This is a genomic window from Dokdonella soli (assembly GCF_039523175.1).
GTDB lineage: Bacteria > Pseudomonadota > Gammaproteobacteria > Xanthomonadales > Rhodanobacteraceae > Dokdonella_A > Dokdonella_A soli.
In genome coordinates this window covers 68,467-89,559 of record NZ_BAAAEU010000025.1, presented here as the reverse complement: position 1 = coordinate 89,559, position 21,093 = coordinate 68,467, and the positions used below count along the sequence as shown (strand labels likewise).

The window sequence follows — 21,093 nt, the reverse complement described above, 5'->3', positions numbered from 1 at the left end:
GGTGCTGAGCCTGTCGAAGCATCACCACGAACGGCTGGTGATTCAAACGGGGACACTGGAGCAAGGGGCGTCGTCGCCGCGTCGCTGCTCACAGCCAGCCGCCGCTGAAGCCGGCGCGGCGCAAACCGGCCCCGATATGCGGACAGTTTCGCATCAACTGCCAGACCTTGCCGCTGAGGTAATTCTCGATCATCAGCACGATCGGCCCGAGATTGAGCCCGTAGTGCCACGGCGAGACCCAGCCGCATGATGAATCCGAGGCGCCATCCCAGGTCTGGTTGAACGTGCATCGGAAACCGTAACGATGCCGGTCGTGCAACTGCAGTCCGTGCACGAAATGATGGATCGTCGGCAGCACGAGCTCCGGGGCGAATGGCAGCGAAGCGATCACCGCCCACGGCGCGAGCGTGCCGTCATCCAGCCCGAACGGAGCGCCGCGGCCCTCGTAGTCATAGAAGCGGCGTTCGACGCCATCGATGCGGCGCACCGCGGGGCCGGGGCCGTCGCTCGCGGTGATGCCCCAGGCGTTCTCGCCGTAGCCCTTGAATCCGAGCGGATTGGCGATCGCGTAGCGCTGCTGGATCAGGGTCGCGCGGCGGCTGTTCTCGGCATAGTCGATGCCCTTCGTGCGCATGAAGTCATCGCGCAAGCCGCGGAAATCGATCCATGCGTGCGAGAGCTGGTGAGTGAACAACGGCCCGCAGTAGAGATAGTCGAGGTCGTAGCAGTGCTTCCATTCGTAGGTCGATGCCCACGCCGCATACGCACTTGCGGGCAGCGCATGCGTCGGCGAACCGAGCGCGAGCGCATACATCAGCAACGCCTCGTCGAAGCCTTCCCAGCGGAACGGAATGAAGCCGGTTTCCGGGCGCCAGCCGTGCCCGATCGTGCCGGTGTCAGCTTGCAGCCATTGCCAGTCCGCGCGCCGGTACAGCGCATCGGCGAGCTCGCGGATCTCGCGCTGTTCGGGTGTGTCCGCCGTGAAATACGCTGCCGCCGCGAACATGCCGGCGAACAGGAACGCGCTGTCGACGCTGGACAGCTCGCACTGCCAGGCTCGGCGGCCGCTGTGCAGGTCGAGAAAGTGATAGTAGAAGCCGTGATGGCCGGTTGCATCGGGCTCCGGTCCCTGCGTGCTGCCCATGAAGAAGCGCAAGGTAGCCAGAGTGCGGTCGATCGCGGCCTGCTCGCTCAGCCAGCCGTTCTCGACCGCGACCGGGTAGCAGGTCAGCGCGAGTCCGGTCGCCGCGATGCTGGCCGGCCAGTCCGCGGCGGTCTTGTCGATCACGAGGCCGTTCGCGGGATTCGTCTCGTGTTCGAAATACGCGAATGCCCTGAGCTGCACGTGTCGCAGCAGGTGGACGTCATCGGAAGGGTGTGAGCGCATGGCCGTCGCGATCCGAACGTATCCGCCATCTCGGTGGTCCAGCCCATCACACAGGCTGCGCGTTGCGCGAAATCATCAGCGAACCCGTCACGTTCGATCCGCGCGAAGCAACGATACAGCAGTGCGCGTGAAATCAGCTGTTCATCAGCGTTGCAGCGCGCCGGCACGCAACATCAGCGCGATCGCCAGCACTACGGCGACGCCGACGATCGCGGCGTTCCAGCCGGACAGATTCGCACGCGCGATTGCGATCGCCATTCCGGGCTCCATCTGCAGCAACGTGGCGCGCATCGACAGGCCGAGCAGCGAAGCAATCTGCGCGACCGCCTGCAGATAGAACGAATACGCCGAGGCGAGCGCGACGCAGACCGCAGCGATCAGCGCGCCTGAGCTGCGTCCGGCATAGCCGTGCGAGCGCAGCGTCCAGACCACGGGCAGTGCAACGATGAATGCGAATACGGCGAGGTCGCTGCGGCTATACAGCGAGAGAAGACACCAGATCGCGCCACCGGCGAGCGCACACATCAGCGCGGTCGCGATGCCGATCGCGCGCGGGCGTTGTTGCTGAATGGCGACCTCGCGTTGCATCGTGCGCGCTTCGTCCAGTAAGTGGATGCGCACGATCTGCGGCGCAGGTACGCGATGATAGCGACCTGTGGCCGGATGCGGAATTCACCCCGTCGGCATTGCGCGTCGCCTGGATCCGAAAGGCCGGGCACAGGCGTTCAGGACACCGTTTCGTTTTCGCGCAACATCCACGCCTGCGGAAAATGCTGGAAGCCGATGTGCGGGTAGTAGCGTTCGGCGGCCGGCGCGGCGAGCAGCAGCACTTTCGCCTGCGGAGCGGCTGACTGCGAGCGACGGATCAATTCCTTGCCGATCCCCGCGCGCTGATGCGACGCGCGCACGGCGAGGTCGGCGAGGTACGTCGTCCAGACGAAGTCGGTCACGCAGCGCGAGATGCCGACCAGCCGTTCATCGTCCCATGCGGTCACGATCAGATTCGCGTGCGCGAGCATTGCGGCGAAGCGCGCGTCGTCGTCGATCGGCCGGCGCTCGCCAAGCGTTGATGCGTGGTAGAGGTCGCGCGCCTCCTCGAGGCCGGGCCGGTAGTCAGTGCGGTAGGTGATCATCGTGGGCTTCCATTCCTTTCGAGGAGGCCGAGCACCGATGCGGGAAGCGGCGTTCCCGCCACGAGGAGCTCGTCCGGTTCAGGAGCGCCGTACGCCGCACTTCGCGGTACCACGCCGGCCCAGTGCGGCAGCGCCAGATCAGCCGGATTGTCCTTGACGCCACCGCTGCGGACCTTCGCGCTGGCGTCTTCGATCTCGAAGCGCAGCACGTGCGTGGCAGCGAGTTCGGTCCGATCGGCCGGGCGTGATTCGGCAGCACGGCCGGGAATCAGCGCCTCGACGAAGCGGCTCAACGCGTCGGCCTTCGAGGCCGGATCCTCGACCAGCGTGGCGCGACCGAACGCGACGACCGAGCGGTAATTCACCGAATGGTCGAAATGCGAGCGCGCCAGCACGAGGCCATCGACGTGGGTGACGCTGACGCAGACCGGAACGCCTTCGCCGAGCCGGCCCATGAGGCGGCTCGCGACCGAGCCGTGCAGCACCAGCGCATCGCCGTCGCGCGCGTACAGCATCGGGATCACGAACGGTTGACCATCCGTGCAGAATCCGACATGCGCGATCATGCCGGCGTCGAGGATCGTGTGGACGGCTGCGCGATCGTAGCGTGCGCGTGCGCGGGTGCGGCGCACCTCGTGGCGTGCGCCGCGCGGATGCTCCACGGCTTCGGGTTGCTGCTGCTCGACGGATTCGCTCATGGTCGCAATGCGGGATCGGGAAGGCGATATCCTGCCCGGATTATTGGTACCATCCAGTTCCGCACAGACAGATATCGATGGAGCCATTCGTGTATCTCGATCTTGATGGCCAGGGTGCACGCTATGCGCAGCTGATTCGCGCATTGAAAGGCGCGATCCTCGATGGTCGCGTCGCGACGGGCGCGCGCCTGCCGGCGAGTCGCGCGCTCGCGCGCGAGCTCGACCTGTCGCGCAACACCGTGCTTGCGGCCTACGAGCAGTTGCAGGCGGAAGGCTTCCTGCTGGGCCGGGTCGGCTCCGGCAGCTTCGTCGCGAACGTCGGCAACACCGTGCCGCAGAAGCGCGCGTCAAACACGCTGATCGCGCCGCTGTCCGCCTTCGCGCGCCGCGCGCTGGCGAACACCGATGGGCGCCGGATTCCCGGACGCCAGCATCTGGACCTGCGCTACAACCTGCAGTACGGCCTGCCGCTCACCAATCCTCTGCTCGGCAGCGTGTGGCGGCGCGAGGTCAGCCGCGCGGCCGAGCATGTCGAGTTCGACTACCCAGACGCGCAGGGGCTGCCGGCGCTGCGTGAGCAGATCTGCGACTACTTGGCGCGCCGCCGAGGTGTGCCGGCGACGCCCGAGGACGTGCTCGTCGTTTCCGGCACGCAGCAGGCGTTCGCGCTGGCCGCGCGCGTGCTGCTCGAAGCCGGCGACACGGTCGTGCTCGAGGATCCGCATTATCGCGGCGCACGCCAGTCCTTCGCGGCGCACGGCGCACATGCGCGCGGCTGCCGCGTCGACGCGGATGGCCTGGTGCCGGCCGCGCTGCCTTCGAGCGCGCGGCTCGCCGTGGTCACCCCTTCGCACCAGTTTCCGACCGGTGCGCTGCTGCCGCTGGCGCGTCGGGTCGAACTGCTCGACTGGGCGGCGGAGCGCCGTGCGTGGCTGATCGAGGACGACTACGACGGCGAGTTCCGCTATGGCGGCCGCCCGCTCGCGGCGCTGAAATCGCTCGATCGCGACGGCCGCGTGATCTACATCGGCAGCTTCTCCAAGGCATTGTTTCCGGCGTTGCGGCTCGGCTACATGGTGCTGCCGGCGGTGCTGCGCGATGCGTTCGTCGCCGCGAAATGGCTCGAGGATCGCGGCTGCAATGCACTCGAACAGGCCGCGCTCGCGCAGTTCATGGGCGATGGTGGTTTCGAGCGTCATCTGCGCCGAGCCGCAATCGCACTGCGTGCGCGCCGTGCAGCCATGCTGAATGGCTTGAAGAAGCATGCGGCCGGCGTCGTCGAGGTCGTCGATTCGAACGCCGGCATGCACTTGACCGCATGGCTGACCCGTGCGAACCACGGCGATTGCGAGCGGCTGGTCGCGCATGCGCGAACGCGCGGGCTCGGCCTGTACACGGTCGCGCCGTATTGCCTGAAGCCGCCGCCGCGGCCGGGACTCGTGCTCGGTTACGCGGGTCTGCCACCGGCTGACATAGAGGCCGCGATGCGGCTGCTTGGCCAATGCCTGCGCGAGGTCGGTCTCGCCGGCGATTGATCGCGCCGCCTGTGTTGAACCCGGCACGCACGCCCCGATATCGCAGGTTGCCGCTGCCGCGATGTCCGTCAGCCGGCATAATGGACGATCCGATCCCGCGGTCGACGCCGCATCTGAAGACGCAATGGGCTACAGCCAGACTTCCGAACCGATCCGCTTCGAGCGCGATTGCAGCGCCGTGATGGTGCCGCAAGGCGATGTCGTGACCCTCCCGGCCGGCCAGGTCGGCTACATCACGCAGGCCCTCGGTGGCAGCTTCACGGTCTATGTCGACGGCAACCTGTTCCGCATCCGCGGCGAGGATGCCGATGCGCTCGGCAAGGAGCCGCCGGCTGCGCTCGAGCTCGCCGACGACGCGGCCGATGCGGATGTCGAGAAGCTGGTCTGGCAGCAGCTCCGCACGTGCTTTGATCCAGAAATTCCGATCAACATCGTCGAGCTCGGCCTGGTCTACGACTGCGACCTCGAACACCTCGACGACGGTCAGCGCAAGGTCAGCGTGCGCATGACGCTGACCGCGCCGGGCTGCGGCATGGGCGAGATCCTCGTCGACGACGTGCGTACCAAGCTCGAGATGATCCCGACCATCGCGGAAGCGGACGTCGACCTCGTGTTCGATCCGCCGTGGAACCAGTCGATGATGTCCGATGCGGCGCGCCTCGAAACCGGCATGATGTACTAGAGCAGGAACACGGCACGGTTCCACGCGTCCATCGTTGCATCGGATTCGCGTTTCGTTACAGGATGCGCGACTGGAGGGTCGCCATGAAACGTCGCCTGCATCTGATCGCGCTGGTCCTGTTCGTGTTGAGTCTGCTTTACGACATCGTGGTCTGGGGCGCGCTGCCCGCGTTGCCGGAAGTGGGCGCATCGATAGCAGACTCTGCACGCCGCGAGGCGCCGCTGGCGACGACCTACATTGCGCTTGGCAGTGGGCTCGATGGAGCGGTTCCGCTATTGCAGTCGTTCGGCGAGAAGCGTCTGAGCGATGCGTTCGGCGAAAGCTTTGCGCGCATCCGCGGGGATTCGACCGTGGCGATGGACCTGATCTTCAACACGACCTGGAATCTCCAGCATCGTTGGCTCAAGACGATGTACTGGGCCGCTCCGTTTTTCCTCGTGCTCGCGGTGATCCTGTGGACGCGCAGGCCGAAACAGGTGCGCGTGTTTGGCCGTCGCCGCTGAAATTGGCGCGACATTGCACCGCGGCATGAACCGCACTGCCGCGCCCGTGATCTGAACTGATACGCGGGCTTATTGTTCTGTCGCTCTTTCTGCGACGCAGCATTATCTGTCGGATGCCGGCACGCGCCGGTACTCCGTCAAGCGCATGATTGACGATCAGCCAAATGGATGACTGGCGCTCCGTCAGGCATACGACAGTATTTCAGTGTTATTACCTAGTGGCGGACTGCCTCTGGTTCGATTGATTTCTTGTGCCCGAGAGAGGGGGTGCAAGGCGTCTTGGCTGCGCGCTCGCTGGTCGATAGACCGCGTACAGCCGTCGTGCCCGCTGTGCAGTGGGATTTCCCCGTGTCGAACCATCGTTCGGCCTTTGCGCGTGTTGGCAGGATGCATGCCACCCGAAGGCCAGATCGGCACGGCCGTGCTCAAAAAACCATTCGAAATTTCGATGCTTGCATATTGAGGGAGTTCAGTAATGCTCAGATCGACGAATATATCGCGGCGCGCCGCGCTCACTACGGCTATCGCCATCAGTGGGTGGGCCATCGGACCCGCTCAAGCCATCATCCCGCCATCGGGCGTGCAGATCGGCGGCGATTCCAATGTAAACATCGTGGTGAACGCGAACGGACAGACCATCGTTCAAGGCACTTCGTACCAGAGCGATACCTCGCTGCCGCTGTATTACCTGCCCGCGTGGCATGGCACGGTCATGCACGAGGCAGCGGAGAACCCGCGGATCCCGAGCCACCACGTCAACCAGACGGACCCGGTGGTCCAGCATTTCTTCTCGACGGCACCGAACGGGGCACCGGTGCCGACCGCGCCGATGCCATCGACGATCCTGTCTTTCGACGGCATGGGCGTCGCTGGATGCGGCTGTGCGCCGCCCGATACGGATGGCGAAGTCGGCAAGACGCAGTATGTGCAGATGACCAACTCCGGCTATCAGGTCTTTGACAAGACCACCGGTGTTTCGGTGCTCGGCCCGGCCGCGACCTCGTCGATCTGGGCGGGTTTCGGCGGCGTCTGTGAAACCGATGGCCACGGCGATCCGGTGGTGCTGTACGACCAGATTGCCGAGCGCTGGATCATCACCCAGTTCGCAGGCGCCGCCGGTGGTGCGATCACCGACGAATGCATCGCGGTCTCCACGACCTCGGATGCGACCGCCAGCTACCACCGCTACGGCTATCACCTCGGTTCAGAGTTCTACGACTATCCGCATCTCGGCGTGTGGACGGATGGCTACTACATGGCCATGAACGTGTTCAACGCCGCAGGCACGGCATTCCTGCGTCCGCAGCCGTTTGCATTCGATCGTGCGGCGATGATCGCCGGCAACACCAGCGCGGCATACGTGACGACGACCTCGCTGACCTCGACCGATTCGGCGCTGTTGCCGGCCGACTTGGACGGCTCGACCTTGCCGCCGGTCAATGCGCCGGAAACCTTCGTGGAATATCCGGACAACAGCACCTATCGGGTCTACCGTTTCCACCCCGATTACGTGACGCCGGCGAACACCACGTTCACGCTCGCTGCCAGTCCGGCGGCCGCGGCGTTCACCCAGCCCTGCGGCAGTACCTCGGCCTGTGTGCCCACCAAGGCGGGTTCTGCGAACTATCTCAACGCTCTCGACGATCGTCTGATGTTCCGCCTCGCCTACCGCAATTTCGGCGATCACGAATCGCTGGTCGGCAACTACTCGGTCATGGCCAACAGCGTCTCCGGCGTTCGCTGGTTCGAGTTGCGCAGCGTGACTTCCGGTACACCCGTCGTCTATCAGGAAAGCACCTACCAGCCTGATTCAACCTGGCGCTGGATGGGCAGCGTGGCGATGGACAAGCAGGGCAACCTCGCGGTCGGTTACTCCGCCTCGAACAGCACGATCAATCCGCAGATCCGCTATGCGGGGCGACTGGCCGGCGATCCGCTGAACACGCTGACTCAGACCGAAGCGCACCTGTTCGACGGCGCCGGCAGTCAGAGCGGCTCGGGTAACCGGTGGGGCGACTACAGCGACCTGACGGTCGACCCGATCGATGACTGCACGTTCTGGTACACCCAGGAGTACTACGCAACCAACGGGTCGTTCGGTTGGAGCACGCGCATCGGCAGCTTCAAGTTCCCGGGCTGCGGCAGCACTGGCGGTACCCCGACCGCGAACTTCACCTTCACCACCAGCGGCTTGACGGCGACCTTCACCGACAGCTCCACCGATGCGGGCGGCACGATCAGCTCGTACTCGTGGACGTTCGGCGACGGCGGCACCTCGACCACGGCCAGCCCGAGTCACACCTATGCGGCGGCCGGCACCTACAGCGTGACCGAGACAGTCACCGATGGCGTCAGCGCCAAGACCAGCTCCAAGACCGCCTCGGTAACGGTCGCCAGCGCCGGCGGCACGCCGACGGCCAACTTCGGCGTCGTGACGAATGGCCTGACCGCGACGTTCACCGATTCGTCCACCGACAGCGGCGGCACAATCAGCTCGCATGCGTGGACCTTCGGTGATGGCGGCACGTCGACCGTGACCAACCCGGTCCACACCTATGCGGCCGCCGGCACCTACAGCGTGACCGAGACGGTGACGGACGGTGTGAGTGGCAAGACCAGCTCGAAGACGGTATCGGTCTCGGTCACCAGTGGCGGCGGTGCGTTGACCGCAACGTACAATTCCACTCTCAAGGCGCCCGGATGCTCGGCGGTGGGTTCGTCCTGCGATTCCGGCCCGAGCCTGTTGCTGGGTCGCGGCACGATGTCCGGCGGTGTCGAAGCGAATCAACCGAACACGATCAACAACTCCTGCGCGGATGGCACGTCTGGCACGTTCCACTCGGATGAGTCCAATGATCGCCTCATGATCGCCACCACGGATGGCACTCCGCTGGCGGCTGGCAAGACGGTTACGGTGACGTCGACGGTGTGGGCGTACAACGGCACGGATGATGCGCTGGACCTGTATTACGCAGCGAACGCGAATTCGCCGAGCTGGGTATTGATCAACACGATCAAGCCAACAGCCTCGGGTGTACAGACGTTGTCGGCGACGTTCACCCTGCCGAGCGGCAGCCTGCAAGCGGTTCGCGCCAACTTCCGCTACCAGGGCAGCGCGTCGTCGTGCAGCACCGGATCCTATGACGACCACGACGACCTGGTCTTTGCGGTCGGTGCAGGTACGGGCGGCACGCCAACGGCCAACTTCACCTTTACCACGAGCGGCCTGACCGCGACCTTCACCGATACCTCGACGGATTCGGGCGGTTCGATCAGTGCGCACTCCTGGACGTTCGGTGATGGCGGTACGTCGACGGCAACCAGCCCGAGCCACACCTATGCGGCCGCGGGCACCTACAGCGTGGTCGAAACGGTGACGGACGGTGTGAGTGGCAAGACCAGCTCGAAGACGGCATCGGTCTCTGTCGCTAGTGGCGGCGGTGCGTTGACCGCAACGTACAATTCCACTCTCAAGGCGCCCGGATGCTCGACCGTGGGCTCGTCCTGCGATTCCGGCCCGAGCCTGTTGCTGGGCCGCGGCACGATATCCGGCGGTGTCGAAGCGAATCAGCCGAACACGATCAACAACTCCTGCGCGGATGGCACGTCGGGCACGTTCCACTCGGATGAGTCCAATGATCGCCTCAAGATCGCCACCACGGATGGCAGTCCGCTGGCAGCTGGCAAGACGGTTACGGTGACATCGACGGTGTGGGCCTACGACAGCACGTCGGATGCGCTGGATCTGTATTACGCAGCGAACGCGAATTCACCGAGCTGGGTATTTATCAAGACGATCTCGCCAACGGTCTCGGGTGTACAGACGTTGTCGGCGACGTTCACCTTGCCGACTGGCAGCCTGCAAGCGGTTCGCGCCAACTTCCGCTACCTGGGCAGCGCGTCGTCGTGCAGCACCGGATCCTATGATGACCACGACGATCTGGTCTTTGCGGTCCAATGACGTGAGTGCCTAAAGACAATGGGTGGCTGCTGGATGCGGCCACCCTTGTTCGATAGTTGCAGAGAGGGCCGCATTGCGCGGCCCTCTCTTTTTCGAGAATCCGGTGCGCGCGAAGATCAGATTTGCGCAGCCTCGAACCGGTTCGCGTCGCGGTTCTTGCGCACGCGTGCCGGATCCCAGATGCGCCCGTTCATCGCGATGTAGACGCCGTCCGGCAGGGTCTGCACCGCGCCGACCGCGCAGCCGATGTTGAACACCGCGTCGGAACCCTTGAACAGCGCCGGATTCAGCGCGCCGGTCAGCACGATCACCTTGCCGGCGATGCCGGCCAGCGCCTGCGCGGTCTCGACCATCGTGTCGGTGCCGTGCGTGACCAGCACGTGGCGGTGCGGCTGCTGTTCGATCGCGGTACGGATCGCCGTGCGGTCGTGGTCGTCCATGTGCAGGCTGTCCTTGCGCAGCAGCGGCACCACGTCGAACGTGAACGCGACGCCGAGTGCCTCGAGGATCTCGCCGATCTGCGGCGCGCCGATCTGGAACGTGGACTTGTCGTCGAAGTAGATCTTGTCGATCGTGCCGCCGGTGGTGACGATGGTCAGATGCTGCATGGGCCGGTCTTCCTGCAATGGACGGACGCGGCATCTGGCCGCGTCAGGGGGCGCAATTGTCGGTCAGCGCCGCCGCAGCGTCCATTGCGGACGAGTCCAGGCGTACCAGTCCATGCGCCGCGAAGATTGCGAGGGCAGCCTGTGCATGCGTGTCGCCGCGCTCGCGTTCCGCCCAGGCCGCATGGCGCGCAAGCAGCGCCGCGGCGAAGCTGCGTGCGAGCGTCAGCGCCAGTCCGCGTGCACCGGACTCGAGCGCATCCCGATGCGCCGAATGCGCCACGAGCCAGTTGCGCGCTGCGTCCAGTGCGGAACGCACGCCGTGGCGATCGCTGCCGGCTTCTCCAAGCAACGCGCCGGCGGCCCGGGTCACGCCATCGATCCCGTTCGCCCCCAGCGCACGCAGCACGTCGAGCGCGAGCACGTTCGTCGTGCCTTCCCAGATCGGGTAGACCTGCGCATCGCGCAGCAGTTGCGGAATGCCGGTGTTCTCGATGTAGCCGGCGCCGCCGAACGCCTCGCAGGTTTCCGAGGCGATGCGCACTGCGAGCTTGCCGGTCCAGAGCTTGGCGAGCGGCGTCAGCACACGCAACAGCGCCTTGTCATCCGACGCTGATGCTCCGGTTTCGACGCGACCGAGCAGTTCCGTCACGAAGAACACCAGCTGGAACGCGGCCTCGAACTCGGCCTGCAGCGCGGCCAGCGTCGCGCGATGCAGCGGTTGCTCGATCAGCCTACGGCCGAAGGCATGCCGGCGCCGCGCATAGTCGAATGCGAGCGCGAGACAGCGCCGCATCGTCGCCAGTGCGCACACGGCATTCCAGGTGCGCGTCACGTTGAGCATCGGCGCAATCAGGCGCACGCCATGCACGGCTTCGCCGACCGGTTCGGCATATGCGCCGTCGAGATGGAGTTCCGCGGTCGGCAGCTCGCGCGTGCCGAGCTTGTCCTTGAGCCGGTCGATGCGGATGCCGTTCCAGCGTCCGGTCGCGTCGCGGGTTTCGAGATAGAACAGCGCGAGCGAATCGGCGCCGCCGGGCGCGCCTTCGGGCCGGGCCAGCGTCAGCGCCATCTCGCCGACCACCGCGGACGTGAACCACTTGCGGCCGTACAGCCACCAGCGTCCATCGCCGTCGAGGCGCGCGATCGTTTCAGTGTCGCCGACGTCGGAACCGCCTGCGGTCTCGGTCATCCACTGGCCGGACAGCCACAGCGTCGCCGGATCGCGCGAGAGCAGGTGCGGCAGCGCACGCTCGATCAGCGCACTATTTCCGGATGCCTTCAGCGCGGTCGCTGCGCCATCGCTCATTGCGAGCGGGCAGGTGTAGAACTCGCTCGCGATATGGTGCAGGTAGACGCGTGCGAACTGGTCCGTGCGCGCATGCGCGCCGTGTGTCGTTTCGTGCCCGGCGGCGACGAGACCGTAGCGTGCCGTCAGTGCCGCACCGCGCTGCCAGACCGGCGTGATCCCGACGTGGTCGATGCGTGCGCCCCAGGCATCCCATTGCGTGAGGACCGGTTCGCTCGGCATGCGAGTGCGCGCCTCATTCCACGCGACGGCAGCGTGCGCGCCGAGTTCGTCGAGGTCGCCCTCGATCGAGGCGTGTACTGCCCGGGGCAGCGCACGTTCCAGATACGCGCGCAACACGCGATCGTCGCGATACTGGTTGCCGAGAACCGGGGCGGTCTGGACGAAATCCATTGCGAGGCGGCGCGTGCGGGATGTCGCGTCACCATACGCGCGGGTTCAGGCGCGGGGCAAGGTGCGACCTGACTCGCTCGCGCCAAACCCTCACCGCAACCCCTCTCCCGCTGAGAGAGGGGCACGATGGATACTTGAACCGCTCAGGCCGCGACGCGCTCATTCGCGCCGATCGCCGCGTGCGCGGCCGCGATCGCCTGCGCCTTCTGCTCCGCGCTGATGTTCACGCCCTCGGCTCGGATGATCTCGATGTCGGTCACGCCGAGGAAGCCGAACACCTGGCGCAGATAAGCCTCCTGGAAGTCGGCGGCCGCGCCCGGCGTGCCAGCGCTGTAGAAGCCGCCGCGCGACGAGACGATGATCAATTGCTTGTCGCCGGCGAGGCCCTCGGGGCCGTTCGCACCGTAGCGGAACGTCTTGCCGGCGACCGCGACGCGATCGATCCACGTCTTCAGCGTGCTCGGGACCGAGAAGTTGTACATCGGTGCGCCGATCACGACGACGTCGGCGGCGAGGAATTCGTCGAGCACTTCGCCCCCAAGGCGCGCGGCGGGATCAGCGGCATCCGCGACCGGCGTCCAGTGCGGCAACGGATGCGCAGCGACGTCGCGATAAGTCACGGTCGCGCCCGGGTGTGCACGCTTCCATGCGTCGACGATGGCGCGACCGAGCTCGCGCGAGACGGAATGCGCGCCGAGCGCGCTGGAATCGATATGCAGCAGGTTCATGGGCAGTCTCCACGGCGTGGCGCCGTCGGTTGTTTGGGACGACTGCAAGATAGATCGTGGACAATCAGGCGATAAGTCCGCAAAATCGCGATGGTTCGTTCACTGTGGAGAACGATGATGGTTGCGACCGAGGGTGCCCTGCACGACCTGAACGACCTCCGGTTTTTCGTCGCCGTGGTCGAGCATCGTGGGTTTTCCGCCGCCGGGCGCGCGCTCGGCACGCCCAAGTCCCGGCTCAGCAAGCGCGTTGCGCAGCTCGAGGAACGCCTCGGCGTGCGACTGCTGCAACGGACCACGCGGCGCTTCGCGGTCACCGAGATCGGCGAGCGCTTCTACACGCATTGCCGCGCCGCGCTCGAGGAGGCCCAGGCCGCGCAGGACGTGGTCGACGAATTGCGCGCCGAACCGCGCGGCATGGTGCGGGTGAGCTGCCCGGTACCGCTCGTGCAGACGATCATCGCGCACGTGCTGCCGGATTTCCTGATCCAGTATCCGAAGGTGCAGGTGCGCGTGCTTGCCAGCGACCGGCGTGTCGACGTGATCGGCGAGGGCTTCGATGTCGCGATCCGCGTGCGTGACAAGCTCGATACCGATGCGACGATGGTGTTGCGCAGCTTCGGCCTGTCGCGCGTTCTGCTGGTCGCGAGCCCCGCATTCCTCGACACGCAGGGCCGGCCGCAACAGCCCGGCGAACTCGAGCGCCTGCCGCTGCTGTCGATGCTCGAGCATGACGGCGCGCAGATCCTCGACCTCTCCGACGCCAATGGCGGCAAGGTGAGTGTCGAGATGCAGGCGCGCGTCGTCTGCGGCGATTTTGCGCTCCTGCACGAGGCCGCCAAGCGTGGCCTCGGCATTGCGATGCTGCCCGAGTTCGTCTGCGCGCCCGCGATCACGCGCGGCGAACTCGAAGTCGTACTGCCCACATGGAGCATGCCGCAGGGCACGATGCATTTCGTCTATCCGAGCCGGCGCGGCCAGCTGCCCAGCGTACGCGCGTTCGTCGAATTCCTCGCCGAACGCCTGCCCGGCGCGGTGCAGACCAAGCACGAGCAATGCGGGAAGAAGCCGGCGGCAAGCGCGGCTTAGCCAGTGCGAATCGGAATCCCGGCCTTGGCCATGCGCTGTCCGGATTGGTCGTGGCCGGCGTCACGCAACGTGTCGAAATCGCGCTGCCTCGATCGTCTTACCCATGAATGCAGGCTTTCGCCTGCAACGCGGGCAGAAGCGATGGCCATTGCACATGAAGAAAGCGAGACCTGCGCCCGTATCCGCAAGCATGGCAATCAGGCCATTCTGGCCGAGTGTTGCCGGGTGCTCGAACGCGCCACGTCCGAGCAGTGCATCCGTGATGTCCTCGAAGGGCAGGCTGCGGCGATCCGCGCGAAGGATGCCGCAGCGGTCATCGCATGCAACGCGCCCGACATGCTGGCCTTCGATCTCGTCGCACCGCTGCGCGACAGCGGATCGGATGCGACGAAGGAGCGCCTGGAAGACTGGTTCGCGGCCTGGGACGGCCCCATCGGTTGCGAGATCCGCGAACTCGACGTGTCCATGGCGCGCGACATTGCATCCTGCCGCTTCCTGCAGCAGTTCAGCGGCAAGAACACGAGCGGAGCGATGCTCGACCTGTGGGTGCGCGTGTCGATGAGCCTGCTTCGGATCGATGGCGATTGGCTGATCGTCGACGAACAGCTATCCGATCCGATCGATCCGGCAATCGGACAAACTCCGACACATTCCACGCCGTGACCGCGGCAGCAAAACCACACCATTCCCATCGCACCACCACCGAAAAGGACTGGAGAACGAACATGTCACTCAAGAACACTCACGCGTTCAAGGCACTGGGACTGTTTCCACTGATCGCGCTCGCCACAGGCGCTGTCGCCTCGGCCGCACCGGTCAAGTACGAGATCGATCCGAGCCATACCTATCCCAGCTTCGAAGCTGACCACCTCGGCGGCCTGTCGACCTGGCGCGGCAAGTTCAACGCAACCCGCGGCAACGTGGCGCTGGACAAGGCAACTGGCGAGGGCACTGTGGACATCACCGTCGATGTGACCAGCATCGATTTCGGCCAGGACAAGTTGAACGAGGTCGCGAAGGGAGCGGAGTTGTTCGATATCGGCAAGTACCCGCTGGCGACCTACAAGGGAAAGCTCGAAGGCTTTGCGAACGGCGCACCGTCGCGCGTCGTCGGCGAACTGACCCTGCGCGGCGTGACCCGGCCCGTCATCCTGAACATCGATTCGTTCAAGTGCATGCCGCATCCGATGCTCAAGCGTGAAGTCTGCGGAGCGGACGCGCTCGGCACGTTCAGGCGCGACGATTTCGGCATGGACAGCGGCAAGGCCTACGGCTTCAAGATGGACGTGACGTTGCGTATCCAGGTGGAAGCGATCCAGTCTGCGGAGGCTGTCCGGGCTGCTCACGACGCTGCCCAGATCAGTCGGCCGTAGGGAAGCTCGCCACCCTGCATACCCCGAAGCCATCGCCAACACCTGGGTCGCCCAGGTGGACTCCAAGCTCAAGATGCATGACGCTCGTCAACGTCGGCGGGGACGGAGCTCGCCACGACCTGGACGTCGGACTCGCATGAGGAGGTAGCCAAGGCCGCGCCGTCAAGGCTCCCGCCAGGTTTGCCCTCCGCCTGGGCCGGAAACCGCGCAAAATCTCGGTGTCCGCTCGATGTGCACGGTTCTTGCTAGACAGCAGCGGGTCGGGCCGGATACGGCCGGCCGCGATCTGGCATGCTGCCCGCTGCCGGCCCATCCTGAGGGGGAGTGCTTGTCGGAGTATCGCTCGCTGTCGTCGATCGTCGGGCTGGGCCTTGCCTTGGCAAGCGTGTCCAGCCTGGCGGCCCTGCCGGCGCCTTCCGGTTCCGACTTCGATCGCCTTGCCGACCAGTTGGACAACAGCGAGCTTGCCCTGGCCAGCGCGGCGGAGACCGCCAACATCCTGGCCCGGCTGCACGCGCTGCTGCCGTCCGATGACGAGGTGCGTGGCCTGCGCTACCGATACCTGAACTGCTATCTGGCATTTCCGAATGATGCGACGGCCGGTTTTGCCTATGCAGAGCAGGGGCTGCAGGACGCCCTTCGCAGTGACGACAAGGCGGCCGAAGCGAATTTCGATTTTTGCCGCGGCCAGTACCGCGAGACACTGAGAACGCCGAGCGCCGCGCTGGCCGACTATGACGCCGGCATCGAATTGGCGCGGCACCTCGAGGATGCCCGCCTGCTCGGCGATGGCCTCGTCGCGCGCGGAGCGGTGCAGTCGCTGCTTGGCGAGCAGGCCAAGGCGCTGCTGGATTTCCTGGAGGCGCAGAGATCCTATGACGGCGCCCGCAAGGAAGCAGCGAGCGAACTCAACCTGCTCAACATCGCAACCGCCTATCGCCGGCTGGGCGAATTCGAGAAGGCGCGCGGCTACCTCGAGCAATCCAGGACCTTTGCTGCGCAGCGTGGCGACACCAGCACACTGCTTGCGGTCGACATGCAATTCGGCTTCCTGGCCTTCGAGAACAACGATGCCGCGCATGCCCACGCGCCGCTTCAGCACGCGCTGGAACTGGCCAGGCAGATGGGAGACCGGGGCAATGCCGGTGCCGCGCTTCTGGCACAGGCGCAGGCGTACAACATCGAAAGGAAGTACCGGCAGGCCATCGAGGCGCTGCGTCAGTCCGAGCTGGAACAGACGGCGATATCGGACAATTCCAACGAGGGCATGAACCATCTGCAATACGGCATCGCGCACGCCGGCATGGGCCTGCAGGCCGAAGCGCTGAAGGACTTCGATGCCGCAGAGAGATCGCTGGCGTCGGGCAACAACCTGCGCTACCTCGCGCAGCTCCATGCCGCTCGCGCGGTGAGCTACGAGGCGCTGGGCAAAACCGATGCCGCGCTCACGGACCTGAAGCGCCTGCTCGAGACCAACGAGGCACTGGAGCAGAAGTCGAGGGCCGAGTACACGGTGCTGCTGAGCTATCAGTTCGACAGTGCGCGGCGCGACCTGGAAAACCGCCGGCTCGCTGCCGACAAGGTAATGAAGGAACAGGAGCTGGTCGCGCTGGAGCGGATCCGTCAGTGGCAAGCTCTGGCGATCGTGCTGGGTTCGCTGCTGTTGCTTCTGCTGGCCTGGTTCGCGTTGCGCCAGTTCTACAAGATGCGCACGCTGAGCACGCTCGCGATGACCGACCCGTTGACCGGCGTCGCCAACCGCCGGCGTGTCGAACACGCGACCAGCCAGGCGATCCGGCAGGCCCGCGCGGAAAGCCGCGACATGACCATCCTCACGTTCGATATCGACCATTTCAAGCGCATCAATGACAACTATGGCCACGAGGTCGGCGACCAGATCCTGGTGCGCGTGACCAGCACCTGCCAGGCGGCGCTGCGCCAATTCGACCAGCTCGGCCGGACCGGTGGCGAGGAATTCCTGGTGGTCCTTCCCGACACCCGGCTCGAAGCGGGCATGCAGGTCGCCGAGCGACTGTGCGCCAACGTGGCGGGATTGAAGCTGGACGACCTGGCGGTCGGCCTCACGGTTTCGATCAGCCTCGGCGTGACCCAGCTCAAGCCGGCCGACAGCGGCATGAGAGCGCTGGTGCGTCGCGCCGACGTGGCGCTCTATCGCGCCAAGAACAACGGTCGCAATCGCGTGGAGGCGGAAATCTAGCCGGGCGGCTCTCCGTGCGCGCACGCGGCCGCGCGCTCGAGCAGGAGCGCTCGCTCGCGTGCATTGCGCGTCAGCGAGGCCGCGCGTTCGAGCTCCGCGCGCGCTTCGTCGTGGCGATCGAGCTTGGCGAGCAGATCGCCGCGCACGCTGGGCAGGAGGTGGTAGTTCTGCAGCGACGGTTCCGCGGCCAGCGCGTCGACGAGGTCGAGGCCCGCCTGCGGACCGGTGGCCATCGCGACTGCGACCGCGCGGTTCAGTTCCACGATGGGCGAGGGCATGGCCTGGGCGAGCAGTCCGTAGAGGGCCGCGATGTGTGTCCAGTCCGTTTCCGCCGCGGCGCGCGCGCGCGCGTGGCAGGCCGCGATTGCGGCCTGCAGCGCGTACGGACCTTGCGCGCCACCGAGTTTTTCGGCGCGTTCGAGCGCGGCCAGTCCGCGCCGGATCAACAGTTGGTCCCAGCGCCCCCGGTCCTGGTCGAGCAGCAGGATCGGTTCGCCCGAGGGAGCGACGCGTGCATGCACACGCGAGGCCTGGATCTCCATCAGCGCAACCAGGCCGTGCACTTCGGATTCCTGCGGCACCAGCCCGGCCAGGATGCGGCCGAGACGCAGCGCGTCTTCACACAGAGCCGGTCGCATCCAGTCGTCGCCGGCGGTCGCCGAATAGCCCTCATTGAAGATCAGGTAGATGACCCCGAGCACCGACGCCAGCCGTCCAGCAAGCTCGGCGCCGCGCGGGACCTCGAACGGGACTTGCTCCTTCGTGAGCGTGCGCTTGGCGCGCACGATGCGCTGCGCGATGGTCGGCTCCGGTACGAGGAACGCTCGCGCGATCTCATCGGTGGTCAGTCCACCGAGCAGGCGCAGGGTCAGCGCGACTTGGGCTTCGGTCGACAACACGGGGTGGCAGGCGATGAACACGAGGCGCAGCAGGTCGTCGCCGATCGGGTCGTCGAGCGCAGTCTCGATGTGTGAAGCGATCTCATCTTGTTCCGACTCGATTTCTCGCGCGATTTCCTCGTGCTTGCGTTCGAGCAATTTGCCGCGCCGCAGGCGATCGATCGCGCGATGCTTCGCGGTCGCCATGAGCCAGGCGCCGGGATTGTCCGGCACGCCCGACTGCGGCCATTGTTCCAGCGCGACGACCAGCGCATCCTGCGCCAGTTCCTCCGCGAGGCCGACGTCGCGCACCATGCGTGTCAGCCCGGCGATGAGCCGGGCCGATTCGATGCGCCAGACGGCGTCGATGGTTCGGTGGGTATCGGTCGCGCTCATCGCGACCGATCAAAGCATCAAGCCGCACCCCGAAGCAAGCGCCAGACGTGCCGGGTCGCGACTCGTTGCCCCACATTCCCGCTTTCGCCGCGCGAGATCCGCGCCCCACAGTTCAGGCGGAAAGCCTTGCCGGATCAGGCATGCGTGGTCGGTTCCATGATCTGGTAGGTCACGCATTCGCCGTCGCCCGCTACTTCGAGGAAGCGCTTGGCACCCTCGATCGCGGCTTCGCGCGATGCATACTCGAGCATCGCGAATCCACCGAGCAGTTCCTTCGACTCGGCGTACGGCCCGTCGATGACCACGTTCTTGCCATTCGTGCGCCGTACGACGGCTCCGTGTTGCTTGATCGACAGGAAGCCGCCGCCGGAGAGGAATTCGCCGCGCTTCAAACTTGCTTCGACGAACTGGTCCATCTCCTCTCTTTTCTTGCCGGTCAGGGGGCCGCTGGGGTTCGTCTTCTGATCGGGGATGTAGATGCTGAAATAACGCATGTCGTGTCTCCTTGATTGGGTGAGTCGTGCGCAGCGGCGCGTTCAGCGCGAGGCGCGTTTGTTGAGTTCTTCGACCTGTGTGCGCCGGCGTTCTTCCTGCTCGCGAAGTTCCGGCGTGAATTCGGCACCGAAATCGTCCGCCTCGAATACCTGGCGGATCTCGATCTCGGACTCGCCGTGCTCGAACGGATTCGGGCAGCGCTTGACCCATTCGATCGCCTCGTCCAGCGAGCGCACCTGCCACAGCCAGAAACCAGCGACCAGTTCCTTCGTTTCGGCGAACGGGCCGTCGATCACGCTGCGCTTGGCGCCGGAGAAGCGCACGCGCGCGCCCTTGGCGCTCGGCTGTAGCCCTTCCGCCGCGAGCATCACGCCGGCCTTGACCAGCTCCTCATTGAACTTGCCCATGTCGGCCAGCAGCTTCGCGCTCGGCATCACGCCGGTTTCCGAGTCCGTGGTGGCCTTGACCATCACCATGAAACGCATCGTCGTGTCTCCTCAGGTTCGGGGGTGGGAGCCGGTTTCCTGCGGTTTGAATGCTGGAGAAGCCGGACTCTATCTACACGTCGAATGAGGGGCGGCGAGATCGACACGGTCATGCTTGAGCCCCTCTTTCACCGAGAGAGGGGGTGGGGGAGAGCGTTCGGACGAAGCGCGCGGTTGCAAGTCCGTTGGCCCTTCAATACCTCGGGCGAACGGCCAGAGGCTGCTACCGCGCGCGGCTTCGCTTGTAGCCGCGCGCGTCCCAGCCGAGCGCGCCGATCAATGCGACGCAGCACAGCACTTCCAGCAACGCCGGCGTACGTGCGGCCGGGATCACCCAGGCCGCGACGATGCCGTGGCAGAAGTAGAACAGCGCGATGATGCCGACCCACAGCAGCGCGCGACGCACGCCGGTGCGCAGCGCGAGCAGCGGCAGCAGCAGGGGTGGCAGGGTCAACAGCAGCGCGAACGCGGGATAGCCGTTCGCCGGCGGCGCCAGCCAGAGGTACCAGGCGAACTGCAGCAGCACGAGCGCGGCCCAGGCGATGCCGCCGATGCGCAGGGGATTCATGCGCGTACCTCCAGACGTGCCGCCACTTCGGCGACGCGCCGCCCGAGCGCCCGCGCGAGGATGCGTTCGTCGTCGCTGATCGGATTGGCGCCCGACACGCTCCCGACATGGCTCGCGCCGTAGGGCGAACCGCCACCGAGCGTGCGGTTCAGCGCTGCCTCGGTGTACGGGATGCCGACGATCAGCATGCCCTGATGCAACAGCGGCAACATCATCGAGAGCAGGGTCGTTTCCTGGCCGCCATGCATCGTGCTGGTCGAGGTGAACACGCCCGCCGGTTTGCCGACCAGCGTGCCGGACGCCCATTCGGCCGCCGTCGAGTCGATGAAGTACTTGAGCGGCGCGGCCATGTTGCCGAAGCGCGTCGGGCTGCCGAGCACCAGCCCGGCGCACTCGTGCAGATCCGCCCGCGTCGCGTAGGGCGCGCCTTCGTCGGGTTCGGGTGGTTGCGCGATCTCGGTGACCGGCGCGACCGGCGGCACGCTGCGCAGCCGCGCACGCATGCCTTCCACTTCGCCGACACCGCGCGCGACGTGCCGTGCAAGCTGCGCGACCTTGCCGGTGCGGCTGTAGTAGAGGACCAGGATTTCGCTCATTCGTGCCATGCGCCTTGAAGCCCCCATTTGAAGAAAGGGCTGAACGGTTTGGTTCCTTGCGGGG

Annotated in this window: 20 protein-coding genes; 8 read left to right on the top strand and 12 right to left on the bottom strand. The window is 65.8% G+C overall.

The features are described 5' to 3' along the window. Positions 1-88: 88 nt before the first annotated feature. The 4 genes from ABD002_RS17485 to ABD002_RS17470 form a co-directional block, all read right to left on the bottom strand. Positions 89-1,387: a glucoamylase family protein gene (locus ABD002_RS17485; RefSeq protein ID WP_343793471.1), complete on the bottom strand. Its 1,299-nt coding sequence runs from the start codon at positions 1,385-1,387 to the stop codon at positions 89-91. Positions 1,388-1,531: 144 nt separating this feature from the next. After that, positions 1,532-1,975: a hypothetical protein gene (locus ABD002_RS17480; RefSeq protein ID WP_343793469.1), complete on the bottom strand. Its 444-nt coding sequence runs from the start codon at positions 1,973-1,975 to the stop codon at positions 1,532-1,534. 137 nt (positions 1,976-2,112) lie between these two features. Then, positions 2,113-2,520 carry a GNAT family N-acetyltransferase gene (locus tag ABD002_RS17475; RefSeq protein WP_343793467.1) on the bottom strand — a complete coding sequence of 136 codons (408 nt, stop codon included), beginning with the start codon at positions 2,518-2,520 and terminating at the stop codon, positions 2,113-2,115. Continuing rightward, positions 2,517-3,218, bottom strand: a complete 702-nt coding sequence (locus ABD002_RS17470; RefSeq protein WP_343793465.1) for a pyridoxamine 5'-phosphate oxidase family protein — start codon at positions 3,216-3,218, stop codon at positions 2,517-2,519. The genes ABD002_RS17475 and ABD002_RS17470 overlap by 4 nt, the downstream gene beginning before the upstream one ends. Positions 3,219-3,307: 89 nt before the next feature. Here ABD002_RS17470 and pdxR point away from each other — a divergent pair, with 89 nt between their 5' ends. The 4 genes from pdxR (at position 3,308) to ABD002_RS17450 (ending at position 9,899) form a co-directional block, all read left to right on the top strand. After that, positions 3,308-4,753 carry a MocR-like pyridoxine biosynthesis transcription factor PdxR gene (gene pdxR, locus ABD002_RS17465; protein ID WP_343793463.1) on the top strand — a complete coding sequence of 482 codons (1,446 nt, stop codon included), beginning with the start codon at positions 3,308-3,310 and terminating at the stop codon, positions 4,751-4,753. 124 nt (positions 4,754-4,877) lie between these two features. Further along, positions 4,878-5,435, top strand: a complete 558-nt coding sequence (gene sufT / locus ABD002_RS17460; RefSeq protein ID WP_343793461.1) for a putative Fe-S cluster assembly protein SufT — start codon at positions 4,878-4,880, stop codon at positions 5,433-5,435. An 83-nt stretch (positions 5,436-5,518) separates the two neighbouring features. Continuing rightward, positions 5,519-5,938: a hypothetical protein gene (locus ABD002_RS17455; RefSeq protein ID WP_343793459.1), complete on the top strand. Its 420-nt coding sequence runs from the start codon at positions 5,519-5,521 to the stop codon at positions 5,936-5,938. 475 nt (positions 5,939-6,413) lie between these two features. Next, entirely contained in the window at positions 6,414-9,899 is a 3,486-nt protein-coding gene (locus tag ABD002_RS17450; RefSeq protein WP_343793457.1) for a PKD domain-containing protein, read from the top strand. A gap of 116 nt (positions 9,900-10,015) precedes the next feature. Here ABD002_RS17450 and ABD002_RS17445 read toward each other — a convergent pair whose 3' ends face one another. From ABD002_RS17445 to ABD002_RS17435, 3 genes are all read right to left on the bottom strand, one after another. Then, the gene (locus ABD002_RS17445) at positions 10,016-10,507 is read right to left on the bottom strand and encodes an asparaginase domain-containing protein (protein ID WP_343793455.1); all 492 of its coding nucleotides are present in this window, start codon (positions 10,505-10,507) and stop codon (positions 10,016-10,018) included. A gap of 43 nt (positions 10,508-10,550) precedes the next feature. Continuing rightward, complete coding sequence (locus ABD002_RS17440) at positions 10,551-12,206, bottom strand: acyl-CoA dehydrogenase family protein (protein WP_343793453.1); 1,656 nt, start codon at positions 12,204-12,206, stop codon at positions 10,551-10,553. Between the two features lie 143 nt (positions 12,207-12,349). Then, a complete protein-coding gene (locus ABD002_RS17435) occupies positions 12,350-12,934 on the bottom strand; it encodes an FMN-dependent NADH-azoreductase (protein WP_343793451.1) in 585 nt (194 codons plus the stop codon). Between the two features lie 117 nt (positions 12,935-13,051). Here ABD002_RS17435 and ABD002_RS17430 point away from each other — a divergent pair, with 117 nt between their 5' ends. From ABD002_RS17430 to ABD002_RS17415, 4 genes are all read left to right on the top strand, one after another. Then, on the top strand, positions 13,052-14,020 hold the full coding sequence (locus ABD002_RS17430; RefSeq protein WP_343793449.1) for a LysR substrate-binding domain-containing protein: 969 nt from the start codon (positions 13,052-13,054) through the stop codon (positions 14,018-14,020). 141 nt (positions 14,021-14,161) lie between these two features. After that, entirely contained in the window at positions 14,162-14,683 is a 522-nt protein-coding gene (locus ABD002_RS17425; RefSeq protein WP_343793447.1) for a nuclear transport factor 2 family protein, read from the top strand. A 62-nt stretch (positions 14,684-14,745) separates the two neighbouring features. Further along, positions 14,746-15,393 carry a YceI family protein gene (locus ABD002_RS17420; protein WP_343793445.1) on the top strand — a complete coding sequence of 216 codons (648 nt, stop codon included), beginning with the start codon at positions 14,746-14,748 and terminating at the stop codon, positions 15,391-15,393. A gap of 328 nt (positions 15,394-15,721) precedes the next feature. Beyond that, positions 15,722-17,611 (top strand): diguanylate cyclase, encoded by a 1,890-nt coding sequence (locus tag ABD002_RS17415; RefSeq protein ID WP_343793443.1) that lies wholly within the window; start codon positions 15,722-15,724, stop codon positions 17,609-17,611. Here ABD002_RS17415 and ABD002_RS17410 read toward each other — a convergent pair. From ABD002_RS17410 to wrbA, 5 genes are all read right to left on the bottom strand, one after another. Continuing rightward, positions 17,608-18,885 carry an RNA polymerase sigma factor gene (locus tag ABD002_RS17410; protein WP_343793441.1) on the bottom strand — a complete coding sequence of 426 codons (1,278 nt, stop codon included), beginning with the start codon at positions 18,883-18,885 and terminating at the stop codon, positions 17,608-17,610. The two genes, ABD002_RS17415 and ABD002_RS17410, sit on opposite strands and share 4 nt — an antisense overlap. 134 nt (positions 18,886-19,019) lie before the next feature. Continuing rightward, positions 19,020-19,379, bottom strand: coding sequence for a YciI family protein (locus tag ABD002_RS17405; protein WP_343793439.1), 360 nt, complete (start codon positions 19,377-19,379; stop codon positions 19,020-19,022). 42 nt (positions 19,380-19,421) lie between these two features. Continuing rightward, entirely contained in the window at positions 19,422-19,865 is a 444-nt protein-coding gene (locus tag ABD002_RS17400) for a YciI family protein (RefSeq protein WP_343793437.1), read from the bottom strand. Positions 19,866-20,088: 223 nt separating this feature from the next. Then, a complete protein-coding gene (locus ABD002_RS17395; protein ID WP_343793435.1) occupies positions 20,089-20,433 on the bottom strand; it encodes a DUF2069 domain-containing protein in 345 nt (114 codons plus the stop codon). Next, a complete protein-coding gene (gene wrbA, locus ABD002_RS17390; RefSeq protein ID WP_343793434.1) occupies positions 20,430-21,029 on the bottom strand; it encodes an NAD(P)H:quinone oxidoreductase in 600 nt (199 codons plus the stop codon). Before wrbA ends, ABD002_RS17395 begins: the two co-directional genes overlap by 4 nt. Positions 21,030-21,093 lie beyond the last annotated feature (64 nt).

Bases quoted from the DNA above. Each gene is read 5' to 3' on its own strand.
- ABD002_RS17485 (WP_343793471.1), bottom strand. From the start codon at position 1,387: ATGCGCTCACACCCTTCCGATGACGTCCACCTGCTGCGACACGTGCAG.
- ABD002_RS17480 (WP_343793469.1), bottom strand. From the start codon at position 1,975: ATGCAACGCGAGGTCGCCATTCAGCAACAACGCCCGCGCGCGATCGGC.
- ABD002_RS17475 (WP_343793467.1), bottom strand. From the start codon at position 2,520: ATGATCACCTACCGCACTGACTACCGGCCCGGCCTCGAGGAGGCGCGC.
- ABD002_RS17470 (WP_343793465.1), bottom strand. From the start codon at position 3,218: ATGAGCGAATCCGTCGAGCAGCAGCAACCCGAAGCCGTGGAGCATCCG.
- sufT (WP_343793461.1), top strand. From the start codon at position 4,878: ATGGGCTACAGCCAGACTTCCGAACCGATCCGCTTCGAGCGCGATTGC.
- ABD002_RS17455 (WP_343793459.1), top strand. From the start codon at position 5,519: ATGAAACGTCGCCTGCATCTGATCGCGCTGGTCCTGTTCGTGTTGAGT.
- ABD002_RS17450 (WP_343793457.1), top strand. From the start codon at position 6,414: ATGCTCAGATCGACGAATATATCGCGGCGCGCCGCGCTCACTACGGCT.
- ABD002_RS17445 (WP_343793455.1), bottom strand. From the start codon at position 10,507: ATGCAGCATCTGACCATCGTCACCACCGGCGGCACGATCGACAAGATC.
- ABD002_RS17440 (WP_343793453.1), bottom strand. From the start codon at position 12,206: ATGGATTTCGTCCAGACCGCCCCGGTTCTCGGCAACCAGTATCGCGAC.
- ABD002_RS17435 (WP_343793451.1), bottom strand. From the start codon at position 12,934: ATGAACCTGCTGCATATCGATTCCAGCGCGCTCGGCGCGCATTCCGTC.
- ABD002_RS17430 (WP_343793449.1), top strand. From the start codon at position 13,052: ATGGTTGCGACCGAGGGTGCCCTGCACGACCTGAACGACCTCCGGTTT.
- ABD002_RS17425 (WP_343793447.1), top strand. From the start codon at position 14,162: ATGGCCATTGCACATGAAGAAAGCGAGACCTGCGCCCGTATCCGCAAG.
- ABD002_RS17420 (WP_343793445.1), top strand. From the start codon at position 14,746: ATGTCACTCAAGAACACTCACGCGTTCAAGGCACTGGGACTGTTTCCA.
- ABD002_RS17410 (WP_343793441.1), bottom strand. From the start codon at position 18,885: ATGAGCGCGACCGATACCCACCGAACCATCGACGCCGTCTGGCGCATC.
- ABD002_RS17405 (WP_343793439.1), bottom strand. From the start codon at position 19,379: ATGCGTTATTTCAGCATCTACATCCCCGATCAGAAGACGAACCCCAGC.
- ABD002_RS17400 (WP_343793437.1), bottom strand. From the start codon at position 19,865: ATGCGTTTCATGGTGATGGTCAAGGCCACCACGGACTCGGAAACCGGC.
- ABD002_RS17395 (WP_343793435.1), bottom strand. From the start codon at position 20,433: ATGAATCCCCTGCGCATCGGCGGCATCGCCTGGGCCGCGCTCGTGCTG.
- wrbA (WP_343793434.1), bottom strand. From the start codon at position 21,029: ATGAGCGAAATCCTGGTCCTCTACTACAGCCGCACCGGCAAGGTCGCG.